General features: G+C 31.4%; 25 protein-coding genes. 12 read left to right on the top strand and 13 right to left on the bottom strand.

Annotated features, from left to right (window positions below):
* Positions 1 to 68 precede the first annotated feature (68 nt).
* Positions 69 to 608: a DUF1599 domain-containing protein gene (locus Q4Q35_RS09225; RefSeq protein ID WP_303277684.1), complete on the bottom strand. Its 540-nt coding sequence runs from the start codon at positions 606 to 608 to the stop codon at positions 69 to 71.
* Between the two features lie 105 nt (positions 609 to 713).
* Here Q4Q35_RS09225 and folP point away from each other — a divergent pair, with 105 nt between their 5' ends.
* Genes folP through Q4Q35_RS09210 form a run of 3 tightly spaced genes read left to right on the top strand, consistent with a single transcriptional unit; the run spans position 714 to position 3,027 of the window.
* Positions 714 to 1,538, top strand: a complete 825-nt coding sequence (gene folP / locus Q4Q35_RS09220; protein WP_303277683.1) for a dihydropteroate synthase — start codon at positions 714 to 716, stop codon at positions 1,536 to 1,538.
* 2 nt (positions 1,539 to 1,540) lie between these two features.
* Positions 1,541 to 2,206, top strand: coding sequence for a hypothetical protein (locus Q4Q35_RS09215; protein ID WP_303277682.1), 666 nt, complete (start codon positions 1,541 to 1,543; stop codon positions 2,204 to 2,206).
* 35 nt (positions 2,207 to 2,241) lie between these two features.
* On the top strand, positions 2,242 to 3,027 hold the full coding sequence (locus Q4Q35_RS09210; protein ID WP_303277681.1) for a diadenylate cyclase: 786 nt from the start codon (positions 2,242 to 2,244) through the stop codon (positions 3,025 to 3,027).
* A gap of 123 nt (positions 3,028 to 3,150) precedes the next feature.
* Here the strand turns inward: Q4Q35_RS09210 and Q4Q35_RS09205 are convergent, their stop codons facing one another.
* Both Q4Q35_RS09205 and truA read right to left on the bottom strand, forming a co-directional pair.
* The gene (locus Q4Q35_RS09205; RefSeq protein WP_303277680.1) at positions 3,151 to 4,917 is read right to left on the bottom strand and encodes an ABC transporter ATP-binding protein; all 1,767 of its coding nucleotides are present in this window, start codon (positions 4,915 to 4,917) and stop codon (positions 3,151 to 3,153) included.
* Positions 4,910 to 5,659 carry a tRNA pseudouridine(38-40) synthase TruA gene (gene truA, locus Q4Q35_RS09200; RefSeq protein ID WP_303277679.1) on the bottom strand — a complete coding sequence of 250 codons (750 nt, stop codon included), beginning with the start codon at positions 5,657 to 5,659 and terminating at the stop codon, positions 4,910 to 4,912. Before truA ends, Q4Q35_RS09205 begins: the two co-directional genes overlap by 8 nt.
* Positions 5,660 to 5,827: 168 nt before the next feature.
* Here truA and Q4Q35_RS09195 point away from each other — a divergent pair, with 168 nt between their 5' ends.
* Positions 5,828 to 6,322, top strand: a complete 495-nt coding sequence (locus tag Q4Q35_RS09195) for a metallophosphoesterase family protein (RefSeq protein WP_303277678.1) — start codon at positions 5,828 to 5,830, stop codon at positions 6,320 to 6,322.
* Between the two features lie 181 nt (positions 6,323 to 6,503).
* Here Q4Q35_RS09195 and Q4Q35_RS09190 read toward each other — a convergent pair whose 3' ends face one another.
* Entirely contained in the window at positions 6,504 to 6,914 is a 411-nt protein-coding gene (locus tag Q4Q35_RS09190) for a DUF4293 domain-containing protein (RefSeq protein WP_303277677.1), read from the bottom strand.
* A 191-nt stretch (positions 6,915 to 7,105) separates the two neighbouring features.
* On the opposite strand from Q4Q35_RS09190, the gene rho reads away from it, so the two are divergent.
* Positions 7,106 to 8,767, top strand: coding sequence for a transcription termination factor Rho (gene rho / locus Q4Q35_RS09185; RefSeq protein ID WP_303277676.1), 1,662 nt, complete (start codon positions 7,106 to 7,108; stop codon positions 8,765 to 8,767).
* A 79-nt stretch (positions 8,768 to 8,846) separates the two neighbouring features.
* Here the strand turns inward: rho and Q4Q35_RS09180 are convergent, their stop codons facing one another.
* The 7 genes from Q4Q35_RS09180 to Q4Q35_RS09150 all read right to left on the bottom strand — a co-directional run bounded on the left by Q4Q35_RS09180 (position 8,847) and on the right by Q4Q35_RS09150 (position 13,444).
* The gene (locus Q4Q35_RS09180; RefSeq protein ID WP_303277675.1) at positions 8,847 to 9,407 is read right to left on the bottom strand and encodes a TlpA family protein disulfide reductase; all 561 of its coding nucleotides are present in this window, start codon (positions 9,405 to 9,407) and stop codon (positions 8,847 to 8,849) included.
* A gap of 242 nt (positions 9,408 to 9,649) precedes the next feature.
* The gene (locus Q4Q35_RS09175) at positions 9,650 to 10,543 is read right to left on the bottom strand and encodes an anti-sigma factor (RefSeq protein WP_303277674.1); all 894 of its coding nucleotides are present in this window, start codon (positions 10,541 to 10,543) and stop codon (positions 9,650 to 9,652) included.
* A 74-nt stretch (positions 10,544 to 10,617) separates the two neighbouring features.
* The gene (locus Q4Q35_RS09170) at positions 10,618 to 11,289 is read right to left on the bottom strand and encodes a Crp/Fnr family transcriptional regulator (protein WP_303277673.1); all 672 of its coding nucleotides are present in this window, start codon (positions 11,287 to 11,289) and stop codon (positions 10,618 to 10,620) included.
* Between the two features lie 96 nt (positions 11,290 to 11,385).
* Complete coding sequence (locus Q4Q35_RS09165) at positions 11,386 to 11,820, bottom strand: DUF5606 family protein (protein ID WP_303277672.1); 435 nt, start codon at positions 11,818 to 11,820, stop codon at positions 11,386 to 11,388.
* A 53-nt stretch (positions 11,821 to 11,873) separates the two neighbouring features.
* Positions 11,874 to 12,464 (bottom strand): peptide deformylase, encoded by a 591-nt coding sequence (def, locus tag Q4Q35_RS09160; protein WP_303277671.1) that lies wholly within the window; start codon positions 12,462 to 12,464, stop codon positions 11,874 to 11,876.
* An 84-nt stretch (positions 12,465 to 12,548) separates the two neighbouring features.
* Positions 12,549 to 12,959: a Holliday junction resolvase RuvX gene (gene ruvX, locus Q4Q35_RS09155; RefSeq protein ID WP_303277670.1), complete on the bottom strand. Its 411-nt coding sequence runs from the start codon at positions 12,957 to 12,959 to the stop codon at positions 12,549 to 12,551.
* 173 nt (positions 12,960 to 13,132) lie between these two features.
* Positions 13,133 to 13,444 (bottom strand): hypothetical protein, encoded by a 312-nt coding sequence (locus tag Q4Q35_RS09150; RefSeq protein ID WP_303277669.1) that lies wholly within the window; start codon positions 13,442 to 13,444, stop codon positions 13,133 to 13,135.
* Between the two features lie 329 nt (positions 13,445 to 13,773).
* On the opposite strand from Q4Q35_RS09150, the gene Q4Q35_RS09145 reads away from it, so the two are divergent.
* The 3 genes from Q4Q35_RS09145 to Q4Q35_RS09135 all read left to right on the top strand — a co-directional run bounded on the left by Q4Q35_RS09145 (position 13,774) and on the right by Q4Q35_RS09135 (position 16,566).
* Positions 13,774 to 14,589, top strand: coding sequence for a 2,3,4,5-tetrahydropyridine-2,6-dicarboxylate N-succinyltransferase (locus Q4Q35_RS09145; protein ID WP_303277668.1), 816 nt, complete (start codon positions 13,774 to 13,776; stop codon positions 14,587 to 14,589).
* Between the two features lie 78 nt (positions 14,590 to 14,667).
* Positions 14,668 to 15,711, top strand: coding sequence for a glycosyltransferase family 9 protein (locus Q4Q35_RS09140; protein ID WP_303277667.1), 1,044 nt, complete (start codon positions 14,668 to 14,670; stop codon positions 15,709 to 15,711).
* Positions 15,712 to 15,810: 99 nt separating this feature from the next.
* Entirely contained in the window at positions 15,811 to 16,566 is a 756-nt protein-coding gene (locus tag Q4Q35_RS09135) for a glycosyltransferase family 2 protein (protein WP_303277666.1), read from the top strand.
* Here Q4Q35_RS09135 and Q4Q35_RS09130 read toward each other — a convergent pair.
* The gene (locus Q4Q35_RS09130; protein ID WP_303277665.1) at positions 16,563 to 17,330 is read right to left on the bottom strand and encodes a lipopolysaccharide kinase InaA family protein; all 768 of its coding nucleotides are present in this window, start codon (positions 17,328 to 17,330) and stop codon (positions 16,563 to 16,565) included. The two genes, Q4Q35_RS09135 and Q4Q35_RS09130, sit on opposite strands and share 4 nt — an antisense overlap.
* Positions 17,331 to 17,414: 84 nt before the next feature.
* Between Q4Q35_RS09130 and Q4Q35_RS09125 the strand changes: the two genes are divergently transcribed.
* Positions 17,415 to 18,491, top strand: a complete 1,077-nt coding sequence (locus tag Q4Q35_RS09125; RefSeq protein WP_303277664.1) for a glycosyltransferase family 4 protein — start codon at positions 17,415 to 17,417, stop codon at positions 18,489 to 18,491.
* Here Q4Q35_RS09125 and Q4Q35_RS09120 read toward each other — a convergent pair.
* Positions 18,477 to 19,325, bottom strand: a complete 849-nt coding sequence (locus Q4Q35_RS09120) for an FkbM family methyltransferase (RefSeq protein WP_303277663.1) — start codon at positions 19,323 to 19,325, stop codon at positions 18,477 to 18,479. The genes Q4Q35_RS09125 and Q4Q35_RS09120 overlap by 15 nt on opposite strands.
* A gap of 87 nt (positions 19,326 to 19,412) precedes the next feature.
* Between Q4Q35_RS09120 and Q4Q35_RS09115 the strand changes: the two genes are divergently transcribed.
* From Q4Q35_RS09115 to Q4Q35_RS09105, 3 genes are all read left to right on the top strand, one after another.
* On the top strand, positions 19,413 to 20,072 hold the full coding sequence (locus tag Q4Q35_RS09115) for a class I SAM-dependent methyltransferase (RefSeq protein WP_303277662.1): 660 nt from the start codon (positions 19,413 to 19,415) through the stop codon (positions 20,070 to 20,072).
* Positions 20,073 to 20,083: 11 nt separating this feature from the next.
* Complete coding sequence (locus Q4Q35_RS09110; protein ID WP_303277661.1) at positions 20,084 to 20,644, top strand: L-threonylcarbamoyladenylate synthase; 561 nt, start codon at positions 20,084 to 20,086, stop codon at positions 20,642 to 20,644.
* Positions 20,645 to 20,735: 91 nt separating this feature from the next.
* Positions 20,736 to 22,154, top strand: coding sequence for a CCA tRNA nucleotidyltransferase (locus Q4Q35_RS09105; protein ID WP_303277660.1), 1,419 nt, complete (start codon positions 20,736 to 20,738; stop codon positions 22,152 to 22,154).
* Position 22,155 lies beyond the last annotated feature (1 nt).

The following is a 22,155-nucleotide window of genomic DNA, read 5'->3' as shown; positions in this document are numbered from 1 at the left end:
TAATTGAAACTTATATATGGATTCTTACTGCACTTCGACTCCACTCAGTGACGGTGCAGAAATAACATTTATTTTTCATTTAAATGAATTAATGCAAAAATTGCATAATTAATCATATCTTGATAATTAGCATCAATCCCTTCACTTACTAAAGTTTTTCCCGCATTATCTTCAATTTGTTTAACTCGCAATAATTTTTGTAAAATTAAATCGGTTAAACTACTCACCCGTATATCACGCCACGCCTCTCCATAATCATGGTTCTTATCTTGCATTAGTTTTTTTGTAATAGCTACCTGTTTTTTATATAACTCGGTAGCTGCCTCTGTAGATAAATCTGGTTGTTCTACCACGCCTTTTTCTAACTGAATTAATGCCATAATACAGTAGTTTATAATACCAATAAATTCACTTATCTCACCTTCATCTACCTTTCTTACATCATTTTGCTGAAGCCCTCTAATACGTTGTGCTTTAATAAAAATTTGATCGGTAAGTGATGGTAAACGCAATATGCGCCATGCACTTCCATAATCCGACATTTTTTTAATAAATAAACTTTTACACGTATCAATTACGGCATCATATTGTTTTGAAGTATCTTGCATGAATTAAAATGTATTTTGCGTAAATTTCGCATAAAAAAGTTTAACCATCAAAGTTTCAGGTTTAAAGTTTTAAACTAAGTACAAACACCATACAAAAAGGTATAAATGACAATAAACTGCAAAGGCAAACTCATCGATTTAACTACACCAAAAGTGATGGGGATTCTAAATATAACTCCAGATTCGTTTTACGATGGAGGTCGTCATAAAAATGAGAATGATATATTAAAGCATGTGGAGACGATGCTCAACGAAGGAGCTACTTTTATTGATGTTGGTGCCTACAGTTCGCGTCCTAACGCAGACCATGTTAGTGAAGTAGATGAATTAAAAAGAATCTTGCCTATTGTTAATATCATTTTAAAAGAATTCCCTAATGCTTTACTGTCTATCGATACGTTTAGAAGTCAAATTACAAAGCAATGCATAGAAGCTGGAGCAGCGTTAATTAATGATATTTCTGCAGGACAACTAGATAGTAATATGTTGCAAACTGTTGCCGATTTACATGTGCCATATAGTATGATGCACATGCGAGGTACACCACAAACCATGCAACAACAAACTGATTATGATGATATTATTAAAGAGGTGCTCTTTTATTTTTCTGAACGTATTGCCGCTGCAAAACAATTAGGAATCGTCGATGTTATTATAGACCCGGGATTTGGATTTTCTAAAACTTTAGAACAGAATTACGAGTTGCTTAATAAACTTGAACGTTTTAATATAATAGAAAAACCCATATTAGCCGGTATTTCAAGAAAATCTATGATCTATAAAACTTTAGAGACCTCGCCTAAAGAAGCTCTTAATGGCACTAGTGTTTTAAACACTATTGCTTTGCAAAAAAATGCTGCTATTTTAAGGGTTCATGATGTAAAAGAAGCTATGGAATGTATTAAACTGGTTGAATCTTTAAAAGCGTAAAAATGAAGTACCTGTTAGCTCTTGGGACATTATTAATTATTCTTTCTTGTGGAAAGGAAAAAGTAATTCAACTTCCGGAAATAAGTCATTCTAAAATAACTGAAATAAACGATGTATCTCCTGCTTATTTATTTTATGATGAAACTAAACCTGATAGCATTGAACTGAATAGAAAAAATTTAATTAGTACAACCAATTGGCTAGTTAATGTTGATAAACGTTTAACACTAAAACAGGTGATTCCTCATATTAAATATCTACAAGACAAAAAGCTGAATTCCAGTCATAAAAACAAAGCCGCAAAAAACTATTTTACTTGTAATGATACGAGCAAAAAGAATTTAGGGTTTATTGAGTTTACGGATGTGGTCTATCATCAAAAGGAAGGGCTTAATGTTGATTCTGATCTTAACCATAATAATTTATTAGTTTTTAGTTTAGATAGTATAACTATTGTAACTCATGACAATAAAATTTTCAATGCGGAAAAAGAATCAGTTATCATTACGCTCAGAGACTCATTAACTCTAAGTAACAAAAAAGACATATTTTATTGCTCTTTTGAAAAAAAACTGACATTTCAAGACTATATAACGTTCAAATCGGAATTATCGGATCTAAATTTAAAAGATGTTTTAATAGCAGACGACGAATTCATTTTTAATTAACCATATTTTCTTAAATTTACCAAAACCCATACCTCTTGGAAATATTTAATGACCTTTTAAAATTTACCGTAGTCGATGTTATAGACGTTATTTTAGTAGCACTTCTACTCTACTATGTTTACAAACTCGTAAAAGGCACTGTAGCCATCAATATTTTTATTGGAATCATTATTATATATTTAGTTTGGAGATTGACCGATTTTCTAAACATGGAACTTCTCACAGGTATTTTTGGTGGTTTTATGAAAGTGGGAATTATTGCTTTAATTGTTGTTTTTCAACCGGAAATTCGGAAATTTTTATTAATGGTAGGTTCTACCAATTTTAACAGGCGACGTAAGTTTTTAAAACAGCTTAAGTTTTTAAAAACCGAAACTAACGACGAAACGGATATACATGCTGTTATTTCGGCTTGTAGCAAAATGTCTATGTCTAAAACCGGTGCCTTAATCGTTTTTGAAAGGAATAACAATCTGGATTTTTTGTCATCTTCGGGCGATGAAATGAATATAAAAGTGACTCAACCTATTATTGAAAGTATATTTTTTAAAAACAGTCCGTTACACGATGGTGCCATTATAGTTAATAACAATATTGTAAAAGCCACGCGGGTTATTCTTCCTGTAAATAACGAAAAACATGTTCCGCAACGCTTTGGACTTCGTCATAGAGCTGCTATTGGAGTGACCGAAAAGACAGATGCATTAGCACTTGTTGTAAGTGAAGAAACAGGTCATATTTCTTATTTTAAAGATGGGGAGTTTGTGGTTTTTGAAGACACAAAACAACTTAATGCAATGATCACAGAAGATCTATCTTAATGCTATAAGAGTATTATATTAAAACCTATTAATCTTTAGTGTTTTAGTTACAGTAATTATTCATTACAATCGCACTTTAAATAACATAAGAGCGAAAACATAGAAATTGCAAATACAGAAAAACTAAATAGTCTCTTCCTGTAAAAACTGTACTTCGTATAAGTTTTTATAATACCCGTTTTCTTTTTTAAGTAACTCCTCATGAGTTCCCTGCTCTACAATATTACCTGCATCCATGACTATAATTTTATCAGCTTTTTTAACTGTTGCTAACCGATGTGCAATTACAATAGAGGTTCTGCCTTTAGTGATTTTGTCTGTAGCATTTTGAATAAGTTGTTCCGAATATGAATCGACAGAAGATGTTGCTTCATCAAGCACCAATATACTAGGGTCTGTAACATAAGCTCTTAAAAACGATATGAGTTGACGCTGACCAGAGGACAACATAACACCTCTTTCTTTTACATTATAATTATAATCGTTTGGTAAACTCATTATAAAATCGTGAATCCCAATATCTTTTGCTGCTTGCCGAACTTGTGCTTCGGTAATCTCCGGATGGTTTAATGTAATATTATTTAAAATAGTATCGGCAAATAAAAATACATCTTGTAACACGACTGCTATTTGGGTTCGTAAAGATGCTAAAGTTACTTGTCTAATATCAATATCATCTACATAAATAACACCATCTTTAATTTCATAAAAACGATTCAATAAATTAATAATGGTAGATTTACCTGCTCCTGTTGCTCCTACTATAGCTACGGTTTCACCTACATTCACATCAAAAGAAATTCCTTTTAAAACTTCTTCATCTTCTACATAACTAAAATAAACGTTATCAAATTTTATATTTCCTTTAAAATGCTCTGCCACATGAGTTCCTGTGTCATCAATTTGAGAAGTCGTATCTAAAACATTAAACACTCTGGTAGCTGCTACCATACCCATTTGTAATGTATTAAATTTATCTGCTATTTGACGCAATGGTCTAAATAGCATAGGAATATACATGATAAATGCTACTAACACACCTTCGGTTACCTTGCCTTCCAACACGACATTTAAGCCACCATACCAAGCTACTAAACCAATGGTAACAGACGATGATAAATCTGCTAAAGGGAAAAAAATAGAGTTGTACCAAACCGTTTTAAGCCAGCCTTTTTTATGTCTTTCATTTATTTTTTTAAAATTTTCATATTCGATAGCTTCACGGGTAAATAATTGTAGAATTTTCATCCCTGTTAACCGTTCCTGCACAAAAGAGTTTAAATTAGACACTTCTGTTCTAACTTCTTCAAAAGCCTTCTTCATATACTTTTGAAAAATACGTGTGGCATACAATAATATAGGCAACATAATAAATACGATTAAACTTAATCGCCAATTGGTAAAAACCATAATTCCGAAAACCACTGCCATGGTAAGTAAATCTCTAAAGATCATAAATAAACCCTGACCAAAAATATCGGCTATACGTTCCATATCGGTTACCGCTCTGGTAATAAGTACACCGACTGAAGAATTATCATAATACTTCATTTTAAAACGCAACAAGTGATCGAACAATTTTATTCGTACATCTACAACTAGGCTTTGGCCTAACCAAGCTGCATAATAAATAAATGCTAATTGAAATACTGTTTGTAAAATTAAAATGACTAACAAGATCACAATATAAATAAGGAAGCCTTTAGAGTTGTCTCCCGTTATACTATCATCTATAGCAAACTGAGTTACACGAGGTGTCGCAGCACTAAAAATGGCCAATAAAATCACCAAAAGCAACAACCCTAAAAAAACAAGTTTATAAGGTTTTATATATTGAAAAAGACGCTTAAATAAAGTAACGTCAAATATTTTCTCTTGTTTTTCACTCATCTATCTTTATATCGTTAGAGTATTCTACTTCTGTTAAATATAACCCATGCGCCGGTACCGAAAACCCTGCTTCACTCCTATTTTTAGACTTTATAATGGTATGCATATCCTCAACAGCTATTTTACCTAAACCAATATTAATTATAGTACCTACAATAGCACGTACCATATTACGTAAAAATCTATCGGCTTTAATTACAAAATGAAGCTCATTATTTTCGAGTGTCCATGTTGCTTTCATTATATTACAATAATACGTTTTTACATCGGTATTACTTTTTGAAAAGCATTGAAAATCTTTATACTCAAATAAAATTCCTGATGCCTCATTCATTCTCTCAAAATTCAAATCTTGCTTAACATAAAAACTATTATCAAACGAAAACACATCTTTTTTAAGTGCTATTCTATATAAATAAGTTCTGCTTATGGCATCAAAACGAGCATGTGCCGTGTTTTTTACTTTAAAAATAGTATGTATAGCTATATCTTTTGGTAAAAAAGCATTTAACTTAAAAGCTAAATCGGTTCCATTAATAATAACATCTGTATCAAAATGTGCAAACATCTGCAAGGCATGTACACCTGTATCTGTTCTTCCTGCCCCCATTATAGAAACTGTTTCCTTTAAAAGCATGGTTAACGCTTTTTCAACAACTTCTTGTACAGATATATCTTTTGGTTGATTTTGCCAACCGTGATATGCTTTACCATTATAAGAAAGTTCTATAAAATACCTCAATCCTATTTAATACTTTTGTTAAATATATACTATACAGTGTTTAAATTCTCAATTATAAAATCTTTATAGAAAACTTAAACAATATATGGCATGCAAAGATAGATAGTTTTGTTATTACTGCGAACACAGTAATCTTAATTATATATTAAAAGATTTTTAAAACTAAATATGAAAAAAATATTATTACTCTCTGATACGCATAGTTATATTGATAACGACATTTTAAAATATGTAAAACAGGCAGATGAAGTTTGGCATGCAGGTGATATTGGTGACTTAGAAGTAACGGATGCTATAAAAAAGCTAAAGCCCTTACGTGCTGTTTATGGTAATATTGATGACAGCAAAATAAGAGTGGAGTTTCCTGAAAATAATCGTTTTATGTGTGAAGGTGTCGATGTTTGGATAACGCATATTGGTGGCTACCCAAATGCTTATAACATGAGGGTTCGTGATGAAATAAGGAAAAACCCTCCTAAACTTTTTATTTGCGGTCACTCACATATATTAAAAGTTATGCCCGACAAAAAATTACAATTATTGCACATGAACCCCGGCGCGGTTGGCAAACATGGTTTTCATAAAATACGTACAATGCTTCGTTTTACTATAGATGGTAGCAAGATTGACAATTTAGAAGTTATCGAATTTAATAAACGTTAAAAGCCTCCCTTAATCCCTCCAAAGGAGGGAAATACTCAACTCTATAAAACATATGAGTGAAATATTATATGTCAGAACAATGAGATAGCCCTTTCCTTTAGAGGGATTAAGGGAGGCTTATAAAAAAACCCAAAGCTTTCACTTTGGGTTTTAACGCACTAATACTACTAAGATGTTAGGTTTATCGCAATCGATCTACAGATTTTACAAGATCTTCATCCTTTTTGATGGCCTTATTGGCTAATGCCAAAAACACGATAGAAACAATAGGAAGAAGCATCCCAATACCTTTCTCAGAAACCGCCGTTTCTCCAGATATGTTTAGAGATTGATATACAAAAAATCCTAGTAAAATAAAGTTTAATATGATGTTAAGTCGTCCCAAAACAAATTGAGACTTCCTATTTTTATACATAAAAATGGCTACTAACGATAATACTGCAGAACTTAAAAACAAGCCGAAATATAACATGTCATCTTTAGCAAATACACTAATATTATCATTTGTTATCCATAAATGGAAAATAAAAATTAGACCGGCAGAAACCCCTGCTGCTATTAAAAGATATATGGTTTGAATACGTTGTAGCATATAATTTTCTAAACTGGAAAGCAAAAATAACAGTTTCTTTTATAAAAATACCTTTAAAAATTAAAATAAAGTTGTATAATTGCACTAATAATTCTCAACAACCGCTATTACAAGCGGTTAATTCTTCAGAATAAGAAATCATTTTTCAGAATTACTCAAAATTTATACAATACATATTCAATTAAACATAAATGTTTGAAATTTCACAACTAAAAGAAAAGAAACTCTCTGACTTACAAGAGATCGCTAAAAAATTGAACGTTCCCAAATATCGTTCATTAAAAAAATTAGATTTAGTTTACCAAATACTAGACCAACAAGCTGCTGATCCAAAAGCAATTAAAGCTGTTGTTGAACCAGCTACCAAAGCTGTAGAAAATAAAACCGAAAACAAGCCTGCGGCGAGAAAACCAAGGCAACGTGTTCAAAAACCTGTTAAAAACACACCTGTTAAAAACGTAGAAAAAGCTCCGACAGATAAAAAAGTTGAAACGGCTAAAGTTACAGAAAAGACAGAAAAGATTAACGCTCCTAACCCTCCTGCTGATAAACAGAATAAAGAAGAGCAAAAACAGGATAACAATCCAAAGCAAAGAAACCAAAACGATAATCAACATAAGCCTCATCAAAGGCGAGATAATAATCAACAAAAAAATCAGCACCGAAATCAAAAAAACGGGAATGTTGAAACTGGAAATAAAGATGGTAGAAACCGCTATAGAGAACCAGATTTTGAATTTGATGCAATTATAGAAAGTGAAGGTGTCTTGGATATCATGCAAGATGGTTATGGTTTTTTGCGTTCATCAGATTATAACTATTTATCATCACCAGATGATATTTATGTTTCACAATCTCAAATTAGATTATTCGGTTTAAAAACTGGAGATACTGTTCTTGGTCACGTAAGACCTCCAAAGGAAGGCGAAAAATACTTTCCATTAATTAAGGTAAGTAAAATTAATGGGCAAAATCCTAACGTTGTTAGAGACAGAGTTTCTTTCGAGCATTTAACACCATTATTTCCACAAGAAAAATTTACTTTAGCTGAAAAGCAGAGTACTATTTCTACCAGAATAATGGATTTGTTCTCTCCAATAGGAAAAGGACAACGTGGTATGATTGTATCACAGCCTAAAACAGGAAAAACTATGCTATTAAAGGATGTAGCAAATGCTATAGCAGCAAATCATCCTGAAGTATATCAAATGATTTTACTAATTGATGAGCGTCCTGAAGAGGTAACAGATATGCAACGTAATGTACGTGGTGAAGTTATTGCTTCAACTTTCGATAAGGAAGCTCATGAGCATGTAAAAATTGCAAATATCGTATTAGAAAAAGCTAAAAGATTAGTTGAATGTGGACATGATGTTGTAATCCTTTTAGATTCTATAACACGTTTAGCAAGAGCTTATAATACCGTTCAACCAGCCTCTGGTAAAATCTTAAGTGGTGGTGTTGATGCTAATGCGTTACACAAACCAAAACGTTTCTTTGGTGCAGCCAGAAATATCGAAAATGGTGGTTCTTTAACTATTATTGCTACAGCATTAACAGAAACTGGTTCTAAAATGGACGAAGTTATCTTTGAAGAATTTAAAGGAACTGGTAATATGGAGCTACAATTAGATAGAAAAATATCCAACCGTAGAATATTCCCGGCTATCGATCTTACATCATCTAGTACACGTCGTGACGATATACTTCTAGATGAAAACACCATTCAACGTATGTGGGTAATGCGTAAATATCTTGCAGACATGAACCCGGTTGAAGCTATGGAATTTATTAACGAACGCTTTAAACAAACCAGAAATAATGAAGAGTTTTTAATCTCCATGAATGGTTAAAACTTAAACTAAACTAACAACTAAATTAAACTAAATTCGAAAGCCTTGATAAGTTATTGTCAAGGCTTTTTCAATTTCACTACTTTAACAAATTGTCTATAGTTTTTCTAACCGTATCGCTATTCCAATTTGCAGCTCCGGTTTTATCAATTACAATATGACCTTGTTTATCTATTAAAAAAGTTCGGGGAATACTAATAACATCAAAAGATTCCGGATACTTAGTTAAAGGGTTATATACTTTAAAAGTGTATTTATTTTTATTTAAAAACGGATTGATTACCGTATAATCTTCATTAGAAACGAAAACAAATGCAACATGATCTTTATAATCATTATATAATGCTTGCATACTGGGCATTTCTGCTATGCATGGTGGACACCAAGTAGCCCAAAAATTCACTAAAACAACTTTACCCTTTATTGCTTCAAAATTAAATACACTTTGTTCGTCTTTAAGTTTCCAATTATAATGCACCAAGCTTGGCTGTTTCTCATTACTAATTATAGATGGACTAAAAAGTGCTAATCCTTTGTGCAAAAATACTTGTATGGGCTGTCGTGTTTGAGGGATAATTAATATTACAATGATAATTAAAAATGCAATATTTTTTAAGCTGATTTTTTTTCTTTTTAACATATACCTTGACTTTTTCTATTTCCTAAAACCTACTACTAATAAACAGGAATGACTAAAATTCGCCCATATTTTTATTATTTTTTTATACATAGTGATACTATGTCTTTCAAAAGGTATTTAATCTAAACAAATTTCAACTCTTTTTCGGTTAAAAACAAAAGTTAAGATAAATTCAAAATTAAAAGGCATAGCTTCTATGTCGAAACTATGCCTTAATCTAACAAAAGTATAAAATTAATTACTTATCTAATAGCCCATCCTGTGGGGAAAGACTCAGAACTATATATAAGATCATGAGTCGCTGGAGCTGTATCTTGCCCTACAGTACCTACTAAAGGTTTTAGAGTAAAAGGATCAGGAGAGTTATCTGGATCTGGTTCTACAGAAATAACAGCCGTACGTCCTCTTACATCTAATGGGAATGTAAATCCTGCAGGCGCATTATTAAAGAAATCCTCTCCAGGTACTGGAGGTCCTGCATTATTTTCTGTTCCACTAAAATCATTGGAATCATCTACTGTATCAAAGCTGGTAAATGTTCCTGTTGTTAATGGTCCAACACCATCTACTACTACCCAACCTTCATATTTCCAACCGGCAGGTAACACAGGTAAACCTAAGCCTACTGTTGGAGGCCCTGTTGCTTCTGGAGTTCCAAACCAAATACCATTTTCGTCATTACCATTATTAGCACTCCCTGGTACTTCATCTGTTGGAGTTCTTAAAAAAGATATTCCCCAAGAACCACTAAAATCACCCACTATAGCCGTATTAACAGGAGCTCTATCTCCCGAAAAATCACCTACTAAAATTTTTGTATCTGCAGGCGTAGCCGCTGCCGTTCCTGTTTCTCCTGCTGGTTCAATCGATAACACAAATGTTGTTGCATCTTCTAATTGTTGAGCATCTACTGTAAAAGATTGAGGAAAAGTAACCGAAGTAAAGATTCCTGTTGAAACCGGAGATCCATCTACTATTATCCAGCCTTCATAAACGTAATCGTCGCCTAAAGCTTCTAACCCATCCAACTCTAAAGTTAAACTAGCTGTTGATGGTGTATTATCGTCATCATTACTACAAGAACTAGCTAATAATCCAATTGCTAATATTGCAGCTATAAACATTTTCTTAATCATTGTGTTTTTTTTTAAAGTTTTTAATACTTCAAAAATAAAGCACGTTAATTTTATAAAATGTTAGCTATCTAACATTAAGCAATATTTTTATGAATTCTTATTTCTTTTCTGGTGAATTGTATGACTTTTTCTTCCTTTAATTCGTTTAAAAGTATATTTAACGTAGGTCTGGAAGTCCCTATTAAAGAAGCGATATCTTTTTGCGTATAAGGATGATGAATTACTTTATCTCCTGTTTTTTCACAATCATACCCATAGTCTGCACATAACTCATTTAAAAACTCTACAAGACGTGTTTTGGTATCTTTAAATAGTAATAATTGTAACCGCCTTTCTAATTTTTTTAATTTAAAACCGATTACTTTATATATTTTAAAGCTAAAGGTTTGATTATTTCGCATTAAATCATGCATTGTATTCACTCCTATAGGACAGATACTTGTAGTATTATCAATTGATTGCGCAAATTCTTCGCGCTTAGACTCTCCAAGAATAGCTGTTTCGCCAAATAGCTCTCCACGTGTTAAAATAGCTTTAACAACTTCATCTCCATCTTCACTGTAATAGCCTATTTTAACTTTACCTTTTTCTATAAGATACACTTTGTTTGCAGAATCTTCTTCAAAGTATATATAGTCTTTCTTTTTGTAGGCATCAAAATCGTGATTTGCTTTGTAGGCTTTAAATTTGTGGGGACAAAGCACCTTGAAAAGATTGACATCATCAAAAAACCAAAGTGATTTCATTACTTTATTCTTTTTGTTATCTTATCTACAGTCGGCAAATACTTATAAGACTTACAAAAAGGCATAAAAAAACCTCCAATCTGGAGGTGTTAAATTTTATTCTTCTTCATCCGATGTGACACTCTCTTTTTCTTCCTCAGAATCTAAAAAATCCAGCATATTGTGTTTCTGCAATAAATTATACCATTGTACAACTTTTTTAATATCGCTCGCGTATACCCTGTCTTCATCATAATCCGGCAACACATCAAAGAAATATTCTTCTAATTTATCTTTACTGTCTTTGGGTTTAACAGAACATGGTTGTCCATTTTCTTTTTTCTTAATAGTTTCAAAAACCTGCTTTAATGGTATTTCTTCTGTTAATGTATAAATTGCTATTTCACTTAAAATACTAACGTTATTTTGAACACTTACAGATACACGTTTATTATCTATTAAAGATTCGGCAACGAAACCACCTCGTGTTTGTGTTATTAATTTATATAATCCCGGTCTTCCTCCTATTGACAGTACTTTATCTAAACTCATAATTATTTATTGAAAGGGGCAAATATCAATTGTTTATTGATTTCTTGCAAATATTATCGTTTCTTTTTTTGATTAGGAAAACGCATTCTATAATCGACATTTATTTTGCCTTTAGATATGTTAGCTAGCCTTCCTTTTATTAAACGTTTTTTTAAACTGGATAGTTTATCTGTAAATAAAATGCCTTCAATATGATCGTATTCATGCTGAATGACTCTGGCTATTAATCCTTCGAAAGTCTCTGTATGTGCCTTAAAATTTTCATCAACATAATCAATAGTTACTTTTGGTTGCCTAAAGACATCTTCTCTAACATCTGGAATGCTCAAACATCCTTCATTAAAAGCCCATTCATCTCCTTCTTCTTTAACTATTTTGGCATTAATAAAAACACGCTTGAAATTTTTTAATACGTCTTGTTCTTCGGCAGTAAAATCTTTATCTTCAGCAAAAGGTGCAGTATCAACTAAAAACAGTCTAATAGGTAATCCTATTTGAGGTGCCGCCAAACCAACTCCATAAGCATTATACATAGTTTCAAACATATTTTCTAAAAGAGTATCTAGATTCGGATACGCTTTAGTGATGTCTGTTCCTTTCTTTTTTAATACCGGATCGCCATAGGCTACTATTGGTAAAATCATTATTCACTTAGTATTTTATGGTTGCAAAAATAGTATAATTTATTAGTAGTATTTATATTAAATGCGTTCTTAATTAAGTTTAGACTATTTAGAATATAAATAACTTTGTAGAATAAGAGTAGCACTTATTTCATCAATTAGTGCTTTATTTTTTCGCTGATTCTTTTTTAACCCGCTATCAATCATGGTTTGAAAAGCCATTTTAGAAGTAAATCGCTCATCAACTCTTTGTATTGGAATACTCGGAAATTCTTTTTTTAAATTATTTATAAATGGAAGAATATACTTTTCGCTTTCAGAAGCGGTATTATCCATTTGCTTTGGCTCTCCTACTAAAAACAATTCTACCTGTTCTTTATTAGTATACTCTTTTAAAAACTTAATTAATTCATTAGTATTAACTGTAGTAAGGCCTGAGGCTATAATTTGTAACACATCTGTTACAGCTAAACCTGTTCTTTTTGTACCAAAATCTATTGCTAAAATACGAGCCATATACCTATTTTATGCAAAAGTAGTTTAATAATATCATTTACAATTTGAATTTACTGTAATAAAGCACGCTTTTCTTTTATATACTCGAACTATAACAGATAAAAAAAGACCGCCTTTTCAGACAGTCTTCTTTCAATAGTTTAACCTTTTACTAATATTCAAAACCTTATATATTAAGATTTAATGCGTTTGTTTATTTTTGGAAATAACAATTTTATATTCTCAACATTTCTTACATGATTTAAATAGTTTCTAATATCACTTGTACGTGCAATAGAAGCTCTTAATTCATCCGCACCAATTAACAATGTATCACTTTCTTTTACAGTTTCTACTAAATTATCAGTTGCAACAGTAACATCATCATTTACAGAATTTAAAACAACTTTATTAGCTTCGTTTTCTATAACTTCAGTTTTGCTTTGCGCATCTCCGTAAGAAAAGGAAAGTAATAAAATTAATAATATGTAAAAATTTGTTTTCATTCTGTTTATCATTGCTTGATGTTCCAAATATATATCCGGAATAAGCCTTTAACACAAAAAAATAGTTATAAACTACCGTATTTTCGATTAGTAGTGGAGCTACAAATTTTCATCGACGAACAGATTAAAAGCATGATTAACAAGGTGAAATACACAAAAAATGCATTTCATCGATTTATTTTTTTATTTCAAAGGGAAAACCGAAGCTCATTTTTATTAAACCTAGTGTCAACCGACAAAAAATTAGAAGTCTTTATAATTGATATAATAGCTTTTTGATTCTATTTTTTAAATGATACCTAGTATATTTGCCCAAAAATTAAATATCAATGATAGAATTACAACAAATCATAGAGGAAGCATGGGAAAATAGAGATCTTTTAAAAGATGAAAAAACGACCTCTACGATAAGAAAGGTTATAGATTTATTAGATAAAGGAGCATTGAGAGTAGCCGAACCAATTACAGGTGGTTGGCAGGTTAACGAATGGGTAAAAAAAGCCGTTGTGTTATATTTTCCAATTCAGAAAATGGAAACCATAGAAGCTGGGCCGCTAGAATTTCATGACAAAATCCCACTAAAAAGTGGTTATGCAGAAAAAGGGATTCGTGTAGTACCTCATGCTGTTGCAAGACATGGTGCCTATATTTCCAGTGGTACTATTTTAATGCCTAGTTATGTAAACATAGGTGCGTATGTAGATGAAGGTACTATGGTTGATACTTGGGCCACTGTTGGTAGTTGTGCACAAATAGGTAAAGGCGTACATTTATCTGGTGGTGTTGGTATTGGTGGTGTTTTAGAACCTTTACAAGCAGCTCCTGTAATTATAGAAGATAACGCTTTTATTGGGTCTAGATGTATCGTTGTTGAAGGTGTTCGTGTTGAAACGGAAGCTGTTTTAGGTGCTGGAGTTGTTTTAACAATGAGTACAAAGATTATTGATGTAACTGGTGATGAACCTGTTGAATATAAAGGTAAAGTTCCAGCTCGTTCTGTAGTAATACCTGGTAGTTATGCCAAAGAGTTCCCTTCTGGAAGTTATAATGTACCTTGTGCTTTAATTATTGGAAAACGTAAAGAAAGCACTAACAAAAAAACGTCGCTCAACGATGCCTTAAGAGAGCATAATGTAGCTGTTTAAATAAGTTAGCAGTATACAGTTGTGGTGGGCAATACTTGCTCATTTACAAAAACATGTAAAAAATCGAAGTTGTAAATTTTGAAAATCTTAATCATACAACAACAAATGATTGGCGATGTGCTTACAAGCGGTATTCTGTTTGAAGCGCTTCGCCAAAAATTTCCAAAAGCACAATTAGATTATTTAATTAACGAACATACCATAGCGGTTGTAGAAAACAATCCTAACATTAATAACTTCATCTTATTTACTAAAGAGACTAAAAGTAGTAAGGTTAAACTTTTAAGACTTGCTAAATCTGTAAGAAATAAACAGTATGATGTTGTTATTGATGTATATTCTAAATTGTCCAGTAACTTAATAAGTCTGTTCTCTGAAGCAAAAACCAAAATTTCATATCACAAGTATTATACAACCTATATATATCACCACAATATAAAAAGAGTTAAAAGTAATGATGGTAAAACTGGATTAGCAATATTTAATAGGATGCAATTACTAGCTCCTTTAGGTATAAAAACAGCATTTATAAAGCCAAAAATATACGTAACTGAAAAGGAAATTGCCGACAGCAGACTCTTTTTAGAAAATAACCAGATAGATTTTAACAGACCATTATATATGGTAAGTGTGTTGGGAAGCGGTGCTAAAAAAACCTATCCTTTTAACTATATGGCTAAAGTTATTGAAACTATAGTCGAGGAAACCTCCGGACAAATATTATTTAATTATATACCAAATCAGGAAACTGAAGCCCGTTCTATATTTAATTTATGCAATCCGGAAACTCAAAATAATATTTTCTTTAATGTGTTTGGTGAAAATTTAAGAGCATTTTTAGCTGTTACATACCATTGTGACGCTTTAATTGGTAATGAAGGCGGTGCTATTAATATGGCTAAAGCCTTAAACATTAAAACCTTTGCTATATTTTCACCATGGATAGATAAAGCAACCTGGAGCCTTTTTGAAAATGACAATAATGTGGGTGTTCATTTAAAGGATTACAAGCCTGAGTTATATACCAAGGCTGAGAAGACATTAAAAAATAAAGCAGCAACATTATATGAAATGTTTAAACCAGAGCTTTTTACAAATAAACTAAAAGCGTTTTTAAAATAATTTCTGTTTAAAATTAAATCTAGACATTCGAAAAGTTTTTTGTAAATCAATAATATCCTAGTTTTGCTGGAAAACTGCTAAAGAATCAAATTAAAGAGCATGATTAAAATTTCTGGAGTCATCATTACATTTAATGAAGAAGAACATTTAGAAAAGTGTTTAAAATCGTTGGTCGGTGTTGTTGATGAAATTGTTGTAGTCGATTCTTTTTCTACAGACAAAACTCTTGAAATATGCAAAGCTCACAATGTTGTATTAATTCAAAATAAATTTGAAGGTTATATAGAACAGAAAAATTATGCTATTTCTCAAGCTAAATACGATTATATTTTATCGCTAGATGGGGATGAAGCACTGTCTGACACACTTAAAGAATCTATTTTAAAAGTAAAAGAGCATTGGGTTTTTGATGGCTATTATTGCAACAGGTTAAATAACTATTGTGGGCAATGGATTAAACATTCTGATTGGTATCCGGATAAAAAGCTACGATTGTTTAAAAAAGGCAATGGTGAGTGGAAAGGTATCAACCCACATGATAGGTACACACTAAAAAAAGGTTTAAAAGCAGGAAAGCTTAAAGGTGATCTATTGCATTGGATTTACAGAGATTATAGTGAACATAGCCTAAAGGTTGAAAACTTTTCCAGTATTGCTGCAAAAGCTTATTTCGATGCCGGAAAAAGGTCTTCTATTTGGAAAATATTATTTAACCCTTCATGGGCTTTTTTTAAAGCCTACTTTTTAAGATTGGGGTTTTTAGATGGTCTAAATGGTTTGGTTATTTGCGTACAAACTTTTAACGTTACTTTTTTAAAGTATATTAAGCTTTATAGACTTCAAAAAAACAGTTAATTATACTTTTTCCAGAACTTTAATTTCTTTTTAAGGCGTCTTTTTCTGTGGTATTTATGTTGGAAATCTTCCGTTTCTTTCCACATTAAATTGAATATCGCATCATAAGCTTCACCAGTACATTTGGCATACTCATCACTCATAACTTCTATCATAGATTTATGAATCGTCAATTTGGCAAAATTTTTAATCCTCGTTTCAAAATCTAAATTTTTAAACTCCATACGGTTTAAATCAACTAAAAAGAAATCATAACCATTATCCGTTTTCTTTATCAAAGTATTTCCCGGTGAATGGTCTAAAAAATGAATACCTTTTTCATGCAAATCGAAAGTAAATCTGGTAAAAGCTCTAAGTATGTTTTCGTGATCTGGATAATCAAAATCTGTTGTTAATTCCCTATACGTTAAATCGCAATCTATCTGCTCACTTATATAATAGCTTTTTTTAAACAGAAAAGGGGTTTTGTATTCGTAATAAGCAATTGGTTCTGGTGTACCAATATATAACTCCTTAAGCTTGTTAGCATATTCGTAGGAGCGTTGTGCTTTACTTTTTCTAAAAAATTTATAAGTAATTTGGTTTACAATATTGGGTATTCTAAAGGATTTAACGTTAATTATCTTATCCTCTAGCTTAAATAGTTTTAATGAATTTCTATCTTGATTTCCAAAAGGCTCTCCCTTAGTTTCAAAGTTTGTAATAAAATCATCAAGCACCAATTTGTGACTTTGAAATTCCGCTCTAATTTCCGAATGCTTCATAGAGCAATATTACAATTACTTTTTATCTTTTTAAATAATTGCATCAATATATTATAGCAATTTATTACTTTGCCAAAAAGAATTATGAAGCATATATTTTTAGAATCTCATAACATCAAAAATCTACATTTTGGATTTGGTCAATTCAACTATCATTTAATAAAAGGACTTTACAATGCTAATATTGAAGATTTTAAAATGACACTTCATGCAAAAAACACACAACTTTTAAAATCTGAATTCAGCTCATACTTTAAGTATAGAAAATACCATACCCTTAGCAGGCATAAACTGTTTAGAATTAGAAAAAAATATGATGTATGGCATTGTCTTAATCAAAATATTAAAATTGAGCCTTACCATGACATACCATATCTTTTAACCGTACATGATGTTAATTTTATTGAAGAACAATCTAGCGATATGTCGCATGAACGCAATGTACGTTTTCAAGAAAAACTAAACAGAAGTCATGCCATTACCTATATATCAAATTATGCAAAAGCTTCAACTCATAAATATTTTAAAGTTCCAGATGTTCCCGAATATGTTATCTATAATGGTAATCCAATCATAGATATTAAAATCCCTCAGAATTATACTCCAAAACAAATATCGAAACGGCCTTTTTTGTTTAGCATTGGAGAATTTACAGAACGTAAAAATTTTCATGTATTAGTGCAAATGCTAAAATGTTTGCCTGAATACGATTTAATACTATCGGGGAACAATAATACCACTTATGCTAACAATACACTGCAGAGTACAATAAAAGAATTAGGGCTAGAAAATCGTGTTTTAATTACTGGTAAAATATCCGAATTAGATAAACAGTACTATTTACAAAATTGTGATGCATTTGTTTTCCCATCATTACGAGAAGGCTTTGGTATTCCACCAATCGAAGCTATGCGTTTTGGTAAACCTGCATTTTTATCTAATAACACCTCGCTTCCCGAAATTGGAGGGAAACATGCTTTTTATTGGGATCATTATGATCCTAAATACATGGCAGAAGTTTTAGAAAATGGCTTAAATACTTTCAATAAAAATAAAGACATCTTATCACAAAACTATATAAATCATGCTAAAAGTTTTAACTGGGATACTGCAGCATTAGAATATATAAAAGTTTATAGAGACATACTAGTTGGTAAATAATATATCATCTGATTTTCCTGCATCTTTTAATGTATTTATATAAGACAAAAACATGTCACTATCATTCGTAATATCAAAAAATTTGGATCTATCATTCATAAATCTCGCAGTATTATAATGAGGGAGTATTAAACTAAAGAAGTCCTCATTACTAGTGCATGATACATTTTCTAAATGATGGGGTACATATTCAATATATAAGAACCTGCTTGCTTTTAGTACACTTGTCATACCCTGCAAAGCATAATATTCTGCCCCTTCAATATCCATGATTATACCCTGCGCCTCATTTAAATTATTAGTTTTTGAATGTTCATCAATAGCGACCATATCAACCTCAATAGTATCAGGATCATCATAAACATACATTTGTTTATCAATTTTAGGCTTTATTTTACTACCGCCTGAATTAATGATACTTGTATAAAATTTCATTTTTTTAGAAGTATCCCCTGCTGCATTATTAAATAATAAAACATTACTTATTTTATTAATTAATAAATTGGTTTCTAAAAAAAAAAACGTTTTTGGATTCGCTTCATACCCTACAACTTTTTCACAATATTTAGAAAGCGGTATAAGTAAAGTACCCCAATGTACTCCAACTATATAAATGGTATCCGTTGGCTTTATAAAATCTTTTATGGTATTAATCTCAGACATATTATACTCACCATAGCAGCCAAGTTTTTTACCTACCATAAGGTCTTCTATAGGTGCAGCAATATTTCCATTCTTCGTTTCATATAACACTCCAATGGCATATTTACCTAGAATTTTTTTCCTTAAAAAAGATTTTAACTTTAAAAACATGTACTTTAGTTGTTTCCCCATTTATATATTTTAATTAATTTTGGCTAAAATATAAAAATTATTTTATAAGATATTGACAACTAACCTTTTACACAAAAAACTTACAATATGGTATTTAAAATACTGACAATCGCTCTACTTTTGCCTCCAACAATACACTTTACATTAAAATTTATAAAACATAAATCGTTATACCCTTTTATGCCCTTTAAATATAATTTTAGAAGGCGAAGAATAACATTTGCTAAAACATTAAAATTACTTGACGAAAGGCATGTTAAAATGATTATTGAAACAGGTACTTCAAGAGAAGGATTAAAAAATACTAAAGGAGATGGGGCAGCAACGTTTGTTTTTGGCAAATGGGCAAAGCAAAATAATGCTAAAATGCATTCTGTCGATATTAGTGAAGAATCGGTAAAAGGTGCTCAAGATGAAGTTAATAGACAAGATTTAAATGACACCATAACAGTACATTTGAATGACTCTTTAGAATTTCTTAAAAACTTTAATGAGACTGTCGATTTTTTATATTTAGATAGCTACGATTATTCAAAAACAGATAAAGAAATTCAAGTTAAAAGTCAGGAACATCATTTAAAAGAATTTCAAATTATTGAAGATAAATTACACGATAACTCTATAGTATTAATAGATGATTGTGGATTACCTGGTGGTGGAAAAGGGAAAACAGTTGTGGAATATATGCGTAAGAAGAATTGGAAAGTTTTAATTGATGCTTACCAAATTCTATTAGTAAAAAATTAAGTGCCTTAGGCATGCAAAAAGAAATAAATAACGCTATACAAGTAATAAAAGACGGCGGACTCGTACTCTACCCTACAGATACAGTTTGGGGCATTGGTTGCGATGCAACTAATGAAGAAGCAGTTAAAAAAATATATGAACTAAAACAGCGTGAGGACAGTAAGGCTTTAATATGTTTGGTTGCAGATGATAGAATGTTAAAAAAGTACGTGAAAAAAATTCCTGAAGTAGCTTTAAATATTATTGATATTTCTGAAAAACCTACAACCATTATCTATGATGAAGCTCAAAATTTAGCTCCTAACTTAATTGCTGATGACGGTTCTATAGCGATTAGAATTCCGGATGATGAGTTTTGTTATCAGCTCACAAGAAAACTTAATACTGCCATCGTTTCAACATCAGCAAATATAAGCGGACAACCAACTCCCAAATCATTTAAAGAAATATCTCAAGAGGTTATAAAAGGTGTAGACTATGTTGTAAATTTGCATCGCGAAAAAATCTGTAACAAACCATCTTCAATTATTAAATTGAGTAACAGTGGTATTGTTAGAGTTATAAGAACGTGAAATTTAGCCACTAATACACGAAAATTTATAGACCATAAAAGTAATTGTATTATAAAACTAATTCGTGTATTCGTTTCGTGGCAATTAAAATATGAATTACAAAAAGGCATTACAGCATAATATTTTTAAAATTATATCGCAATCTGCTAAAGAATTAAATTTAGACAGTTTTGTTATTGGTGGTTTTGTACGTGATTTTATATTAAAACGAGGTCATGCAAAAGATATTGATGTCGTTGCCGTTGGTAATGGTATTGAACTTGCAAAACAGGTTGCCAAAAACCTTCCAAACAAACCTAAAGTACAGGTCTTTAAAACGTATGGCACAGCCATGCTTCGACATGATGATATCGAAATCGAGTTCGTAGGAGCTCGCAAAGAGTCCTATAATAAAGATAGCAGAAACCCTATAGTAACGACTGGCACTTTAGAAGATGACCAAAACCGTCGTGATTTTACCATAAATGCTTTAGCTTTAAACTTAAACGAATCTAATTTTGGTGATTTATTAGATCCATTTAATGGCATTAAAGATTTAGAAAAACAAATTATTCGCACACCTTTAGCACCAGATATTACATATAGCGATGATCCGCTACGTATGATGCGTGCCATACGTTTTGCTACGCAATTAAACTTTACAATTGAAAGTGAATCGCTAAACGCTATTACCAAAAACAGCCATCGTATCAAAATTATAACCAAAGAGCGCATTGTAACAGAATTAAATAAAATTCTAGAAAGTAAAAAGCCGTCTATTGGATTTCTTCTACTGGAAAAAACCGGGTTATTAAATTATATAATGCCGGAACTAACAGCATTAAAAGGTATTGACGAAGTTGAAGGTCAGCGACATAAAGATAATTTTTATCACACCTTGGAAGTCGTTGATAACATCGCAAAAAACACCGATAACCTTTGGTTACGTTGGGCAGCCTTACTACATGATATAGGCAAAGCACCAACAAAAAAGTTTAGCAAAAAAGTAGGTTGGACATTTCACGGGCATGAATTTGAAGGCTCTAAAATGGTCTATCATTTATTTAAAAGGCTAAAAATGCCATTAAATGATAAAATGAAATTTGTACAGAAAATGGTATTCATGAGTTCACGCCCTATTGTGCTGGCACAAGATATCGTTACAGATTCTGCCGTACGCCGCTTGGTTTTTGATGCTGGTGATTTTGTTGACGATTTAATGACGCTTTGTGAAGCAGACATTACAACAAAAAACCCTAAAAAATTCAATAAATATCACAACAACTTTAAAATAGTTCGAGAAAAAATTATCGAAGTTGAAGCACGAGACCATGTTAGAAATTTTCAACCGCCAATTACCGGAGAAGAGATTATGGCAACGTTTAATATAAAACCATCTCGTGAAATCGGCTTAATAAAAGATGTTATAAAAGAAGCTATTTTAGAAGGAGATATTCCAAATGAATACAACGCCGCCTATAAATTAATGATAAAAGAAGGAGAGCGATTAGGATTAAAAATAGTTCAGTAGC

Source organism: Flavivirga aquimarina, from assembly GCF_030540835.1.
GTDB lineage: Bacteria > Bacteroidota > Bacteroidia > Flavobacteriales > Flavobacteriaceae > Flavivirga > Flavivirga aquimarina.
The sequence above is the reverse complement of the archived record's forward strand: the minus strand, read 5'-3'. Positions and strand labels throughout refer to the sequence as shown.

Excerpts from the sequence above, each read along its gene's own strand:
- Q4Q35_RS09125 (WP_303277664.1), top strand. The coding sequence starts at position 17,415 with ATGAAGCATATATTTTTAGAATCTCATAACATCAAAAATCTACATTTT.
- ruvX (WP_303277670.1), bottom strand. The coding sequence starts at position 12,959 with ATGGCTCGTATTTTAGCAATAGATTTTGGTACAAAAAGAACAGGTTTA.
- def (WP_303277671.1), bottom strand. The coding sequence starts at position 12,464 with ATGATTTTACCAATAGTAGCCTATGGCGATCCGGTATTAAAAAAGAAA.
- Q4Q35_RS09150 (WP_303277669.1), bottom strand. The coding sequence starts at position 13,444 with ATGAAAACAAATTTTTACATATTATTAATTTTATTACTTTCCTTTTCT.
- Q4Q35_RS09205 (WP_303277680.1), bottom strand. The coding sequence starts at position 4,917 with ATGAGTGAAAAACAAGAGAAAATATTTGACGTTACTTTATTTAAGCGT.
- rho (WP_303277676.1), top strand. The coding sequence starts at position 7,106 with ATGTTTGAAATTTCACAACTAAAAGAAAAGAAACTCTCTGACTTACAA.
- Q4Q35_RS09105 (WP_303277660.1), top strand. The coding sequence starts at position 20,736 with ATGAATTACAAAAAGGCATTACAGCATAATATTTTTAAAATTATATCG.
- Q4Q35_RS09110 (WP_303277661.1), top strand. The coding sequence starts at position 20,084 with ATGCAAAAAGAAATAAATAACGCTATACAAGTAATAAAAGACGGCGGA.
- Q4Q35_RS09190 (WP_303277677.1), bottom strand. The coding sequence starts at position 6,914 with ATGCTACAACGTATTCAAACCATATATCTTTTAATAGCAGCAGGGGTT.
- Q4Q35_RS09115 (WP_303277662.1), top strand. The coding sequence starts at position 19,413 with ATGGTATTTAAAATACTGACAATCGCTCTACTTTTGCCTCCAACAATA.
- Q4Q35_RS09195 (WP_303277678.1), top strand. The coding sequence starts at position 5,828 with ATGAAAAAAATATTATTACTCTCTGATACGCATAGTTATATTGATAAC.
- Q4Q35_RS09175 (WP_303277674.1), bottom strand. The coding sequence starts at position 10,543 with ATGATTAAGAAAATGTTTATAGCTGCAATATTAGCAATTGGATTATTA.
- folP (WP_303277683.1), top strand. The coding sequence starts at position 714 with ATGACAATAAACTGCAAAGGCAAACTCATCGATTTAACTACACCAAAA.
- Q4Q35_RS09145 (WP_303277668.1), top strand. The coding sequence starts at position 13,774 with ATGATAGAATTACAACAAATCATAGAGGAAGCATGGGAAAATAGAGAT.
- Q4Q35_RS09130 (WP_303277665.1), bottom strand. The coding sequence starts at position 17,330 with ATGAAGCATTCGGAAATTAGAGCGGAATTTCAAAGTCACAAATTGGTG.
- Q4Q35_RS09120 (WP_303277663.1), bottom strand. The coding sequence starts at position 19,325 with ATGGGGAAACAACTAAAGTACATGTTTTTAAAGTTAAAATCTTTTTTA.
- Q4Q35_RS09135 (WP_303277666.1), top strand. The coding sequence starts at position 15,811 with ATGATTAAAATTTCTGGAGTCATCATTACATTTAATGAAGAAGAACAT.
- Q4Q35_RS09165 (WP_303277672.1), bottom strand. The coding sequence starts at position 11,820 with ATGAGTTTAGATAAAGTACTGTCAATAGGAGGAAGACCGGGATTATAT.
- Q4Q35_RS09170 (WP_303277673.1), bottom strand. The coding sequence starts at position 11,289 with ATGAAATCACTTTGGTTTTTTGATGATGTCAATCTTTTCAAGGTGCTT.
- Q4Q35_RS09225 (WP_303277684.1), bottom strand. The coding sequence starts at position 608 with ATGCAAGATACTTCAAAACAATATGATGCCGTAATTGATACGTGTAAA.
- Q4Q35_RS09180 (WP_303277675.1), bottom strand. The coding sequence starts at position 9,407 with ATGTTAAAAAGAAAAAAAATCAGCTTAAAAAATATTGCATTTTTAATT.
- Q4Q35_RS09215 (WP_303277682.1), top strand. The coding sequence starts at position 1,541 with ATGAAGTACCTGTTAGCTCTTGGGACATTATTAATTATTCTTTCTTGT.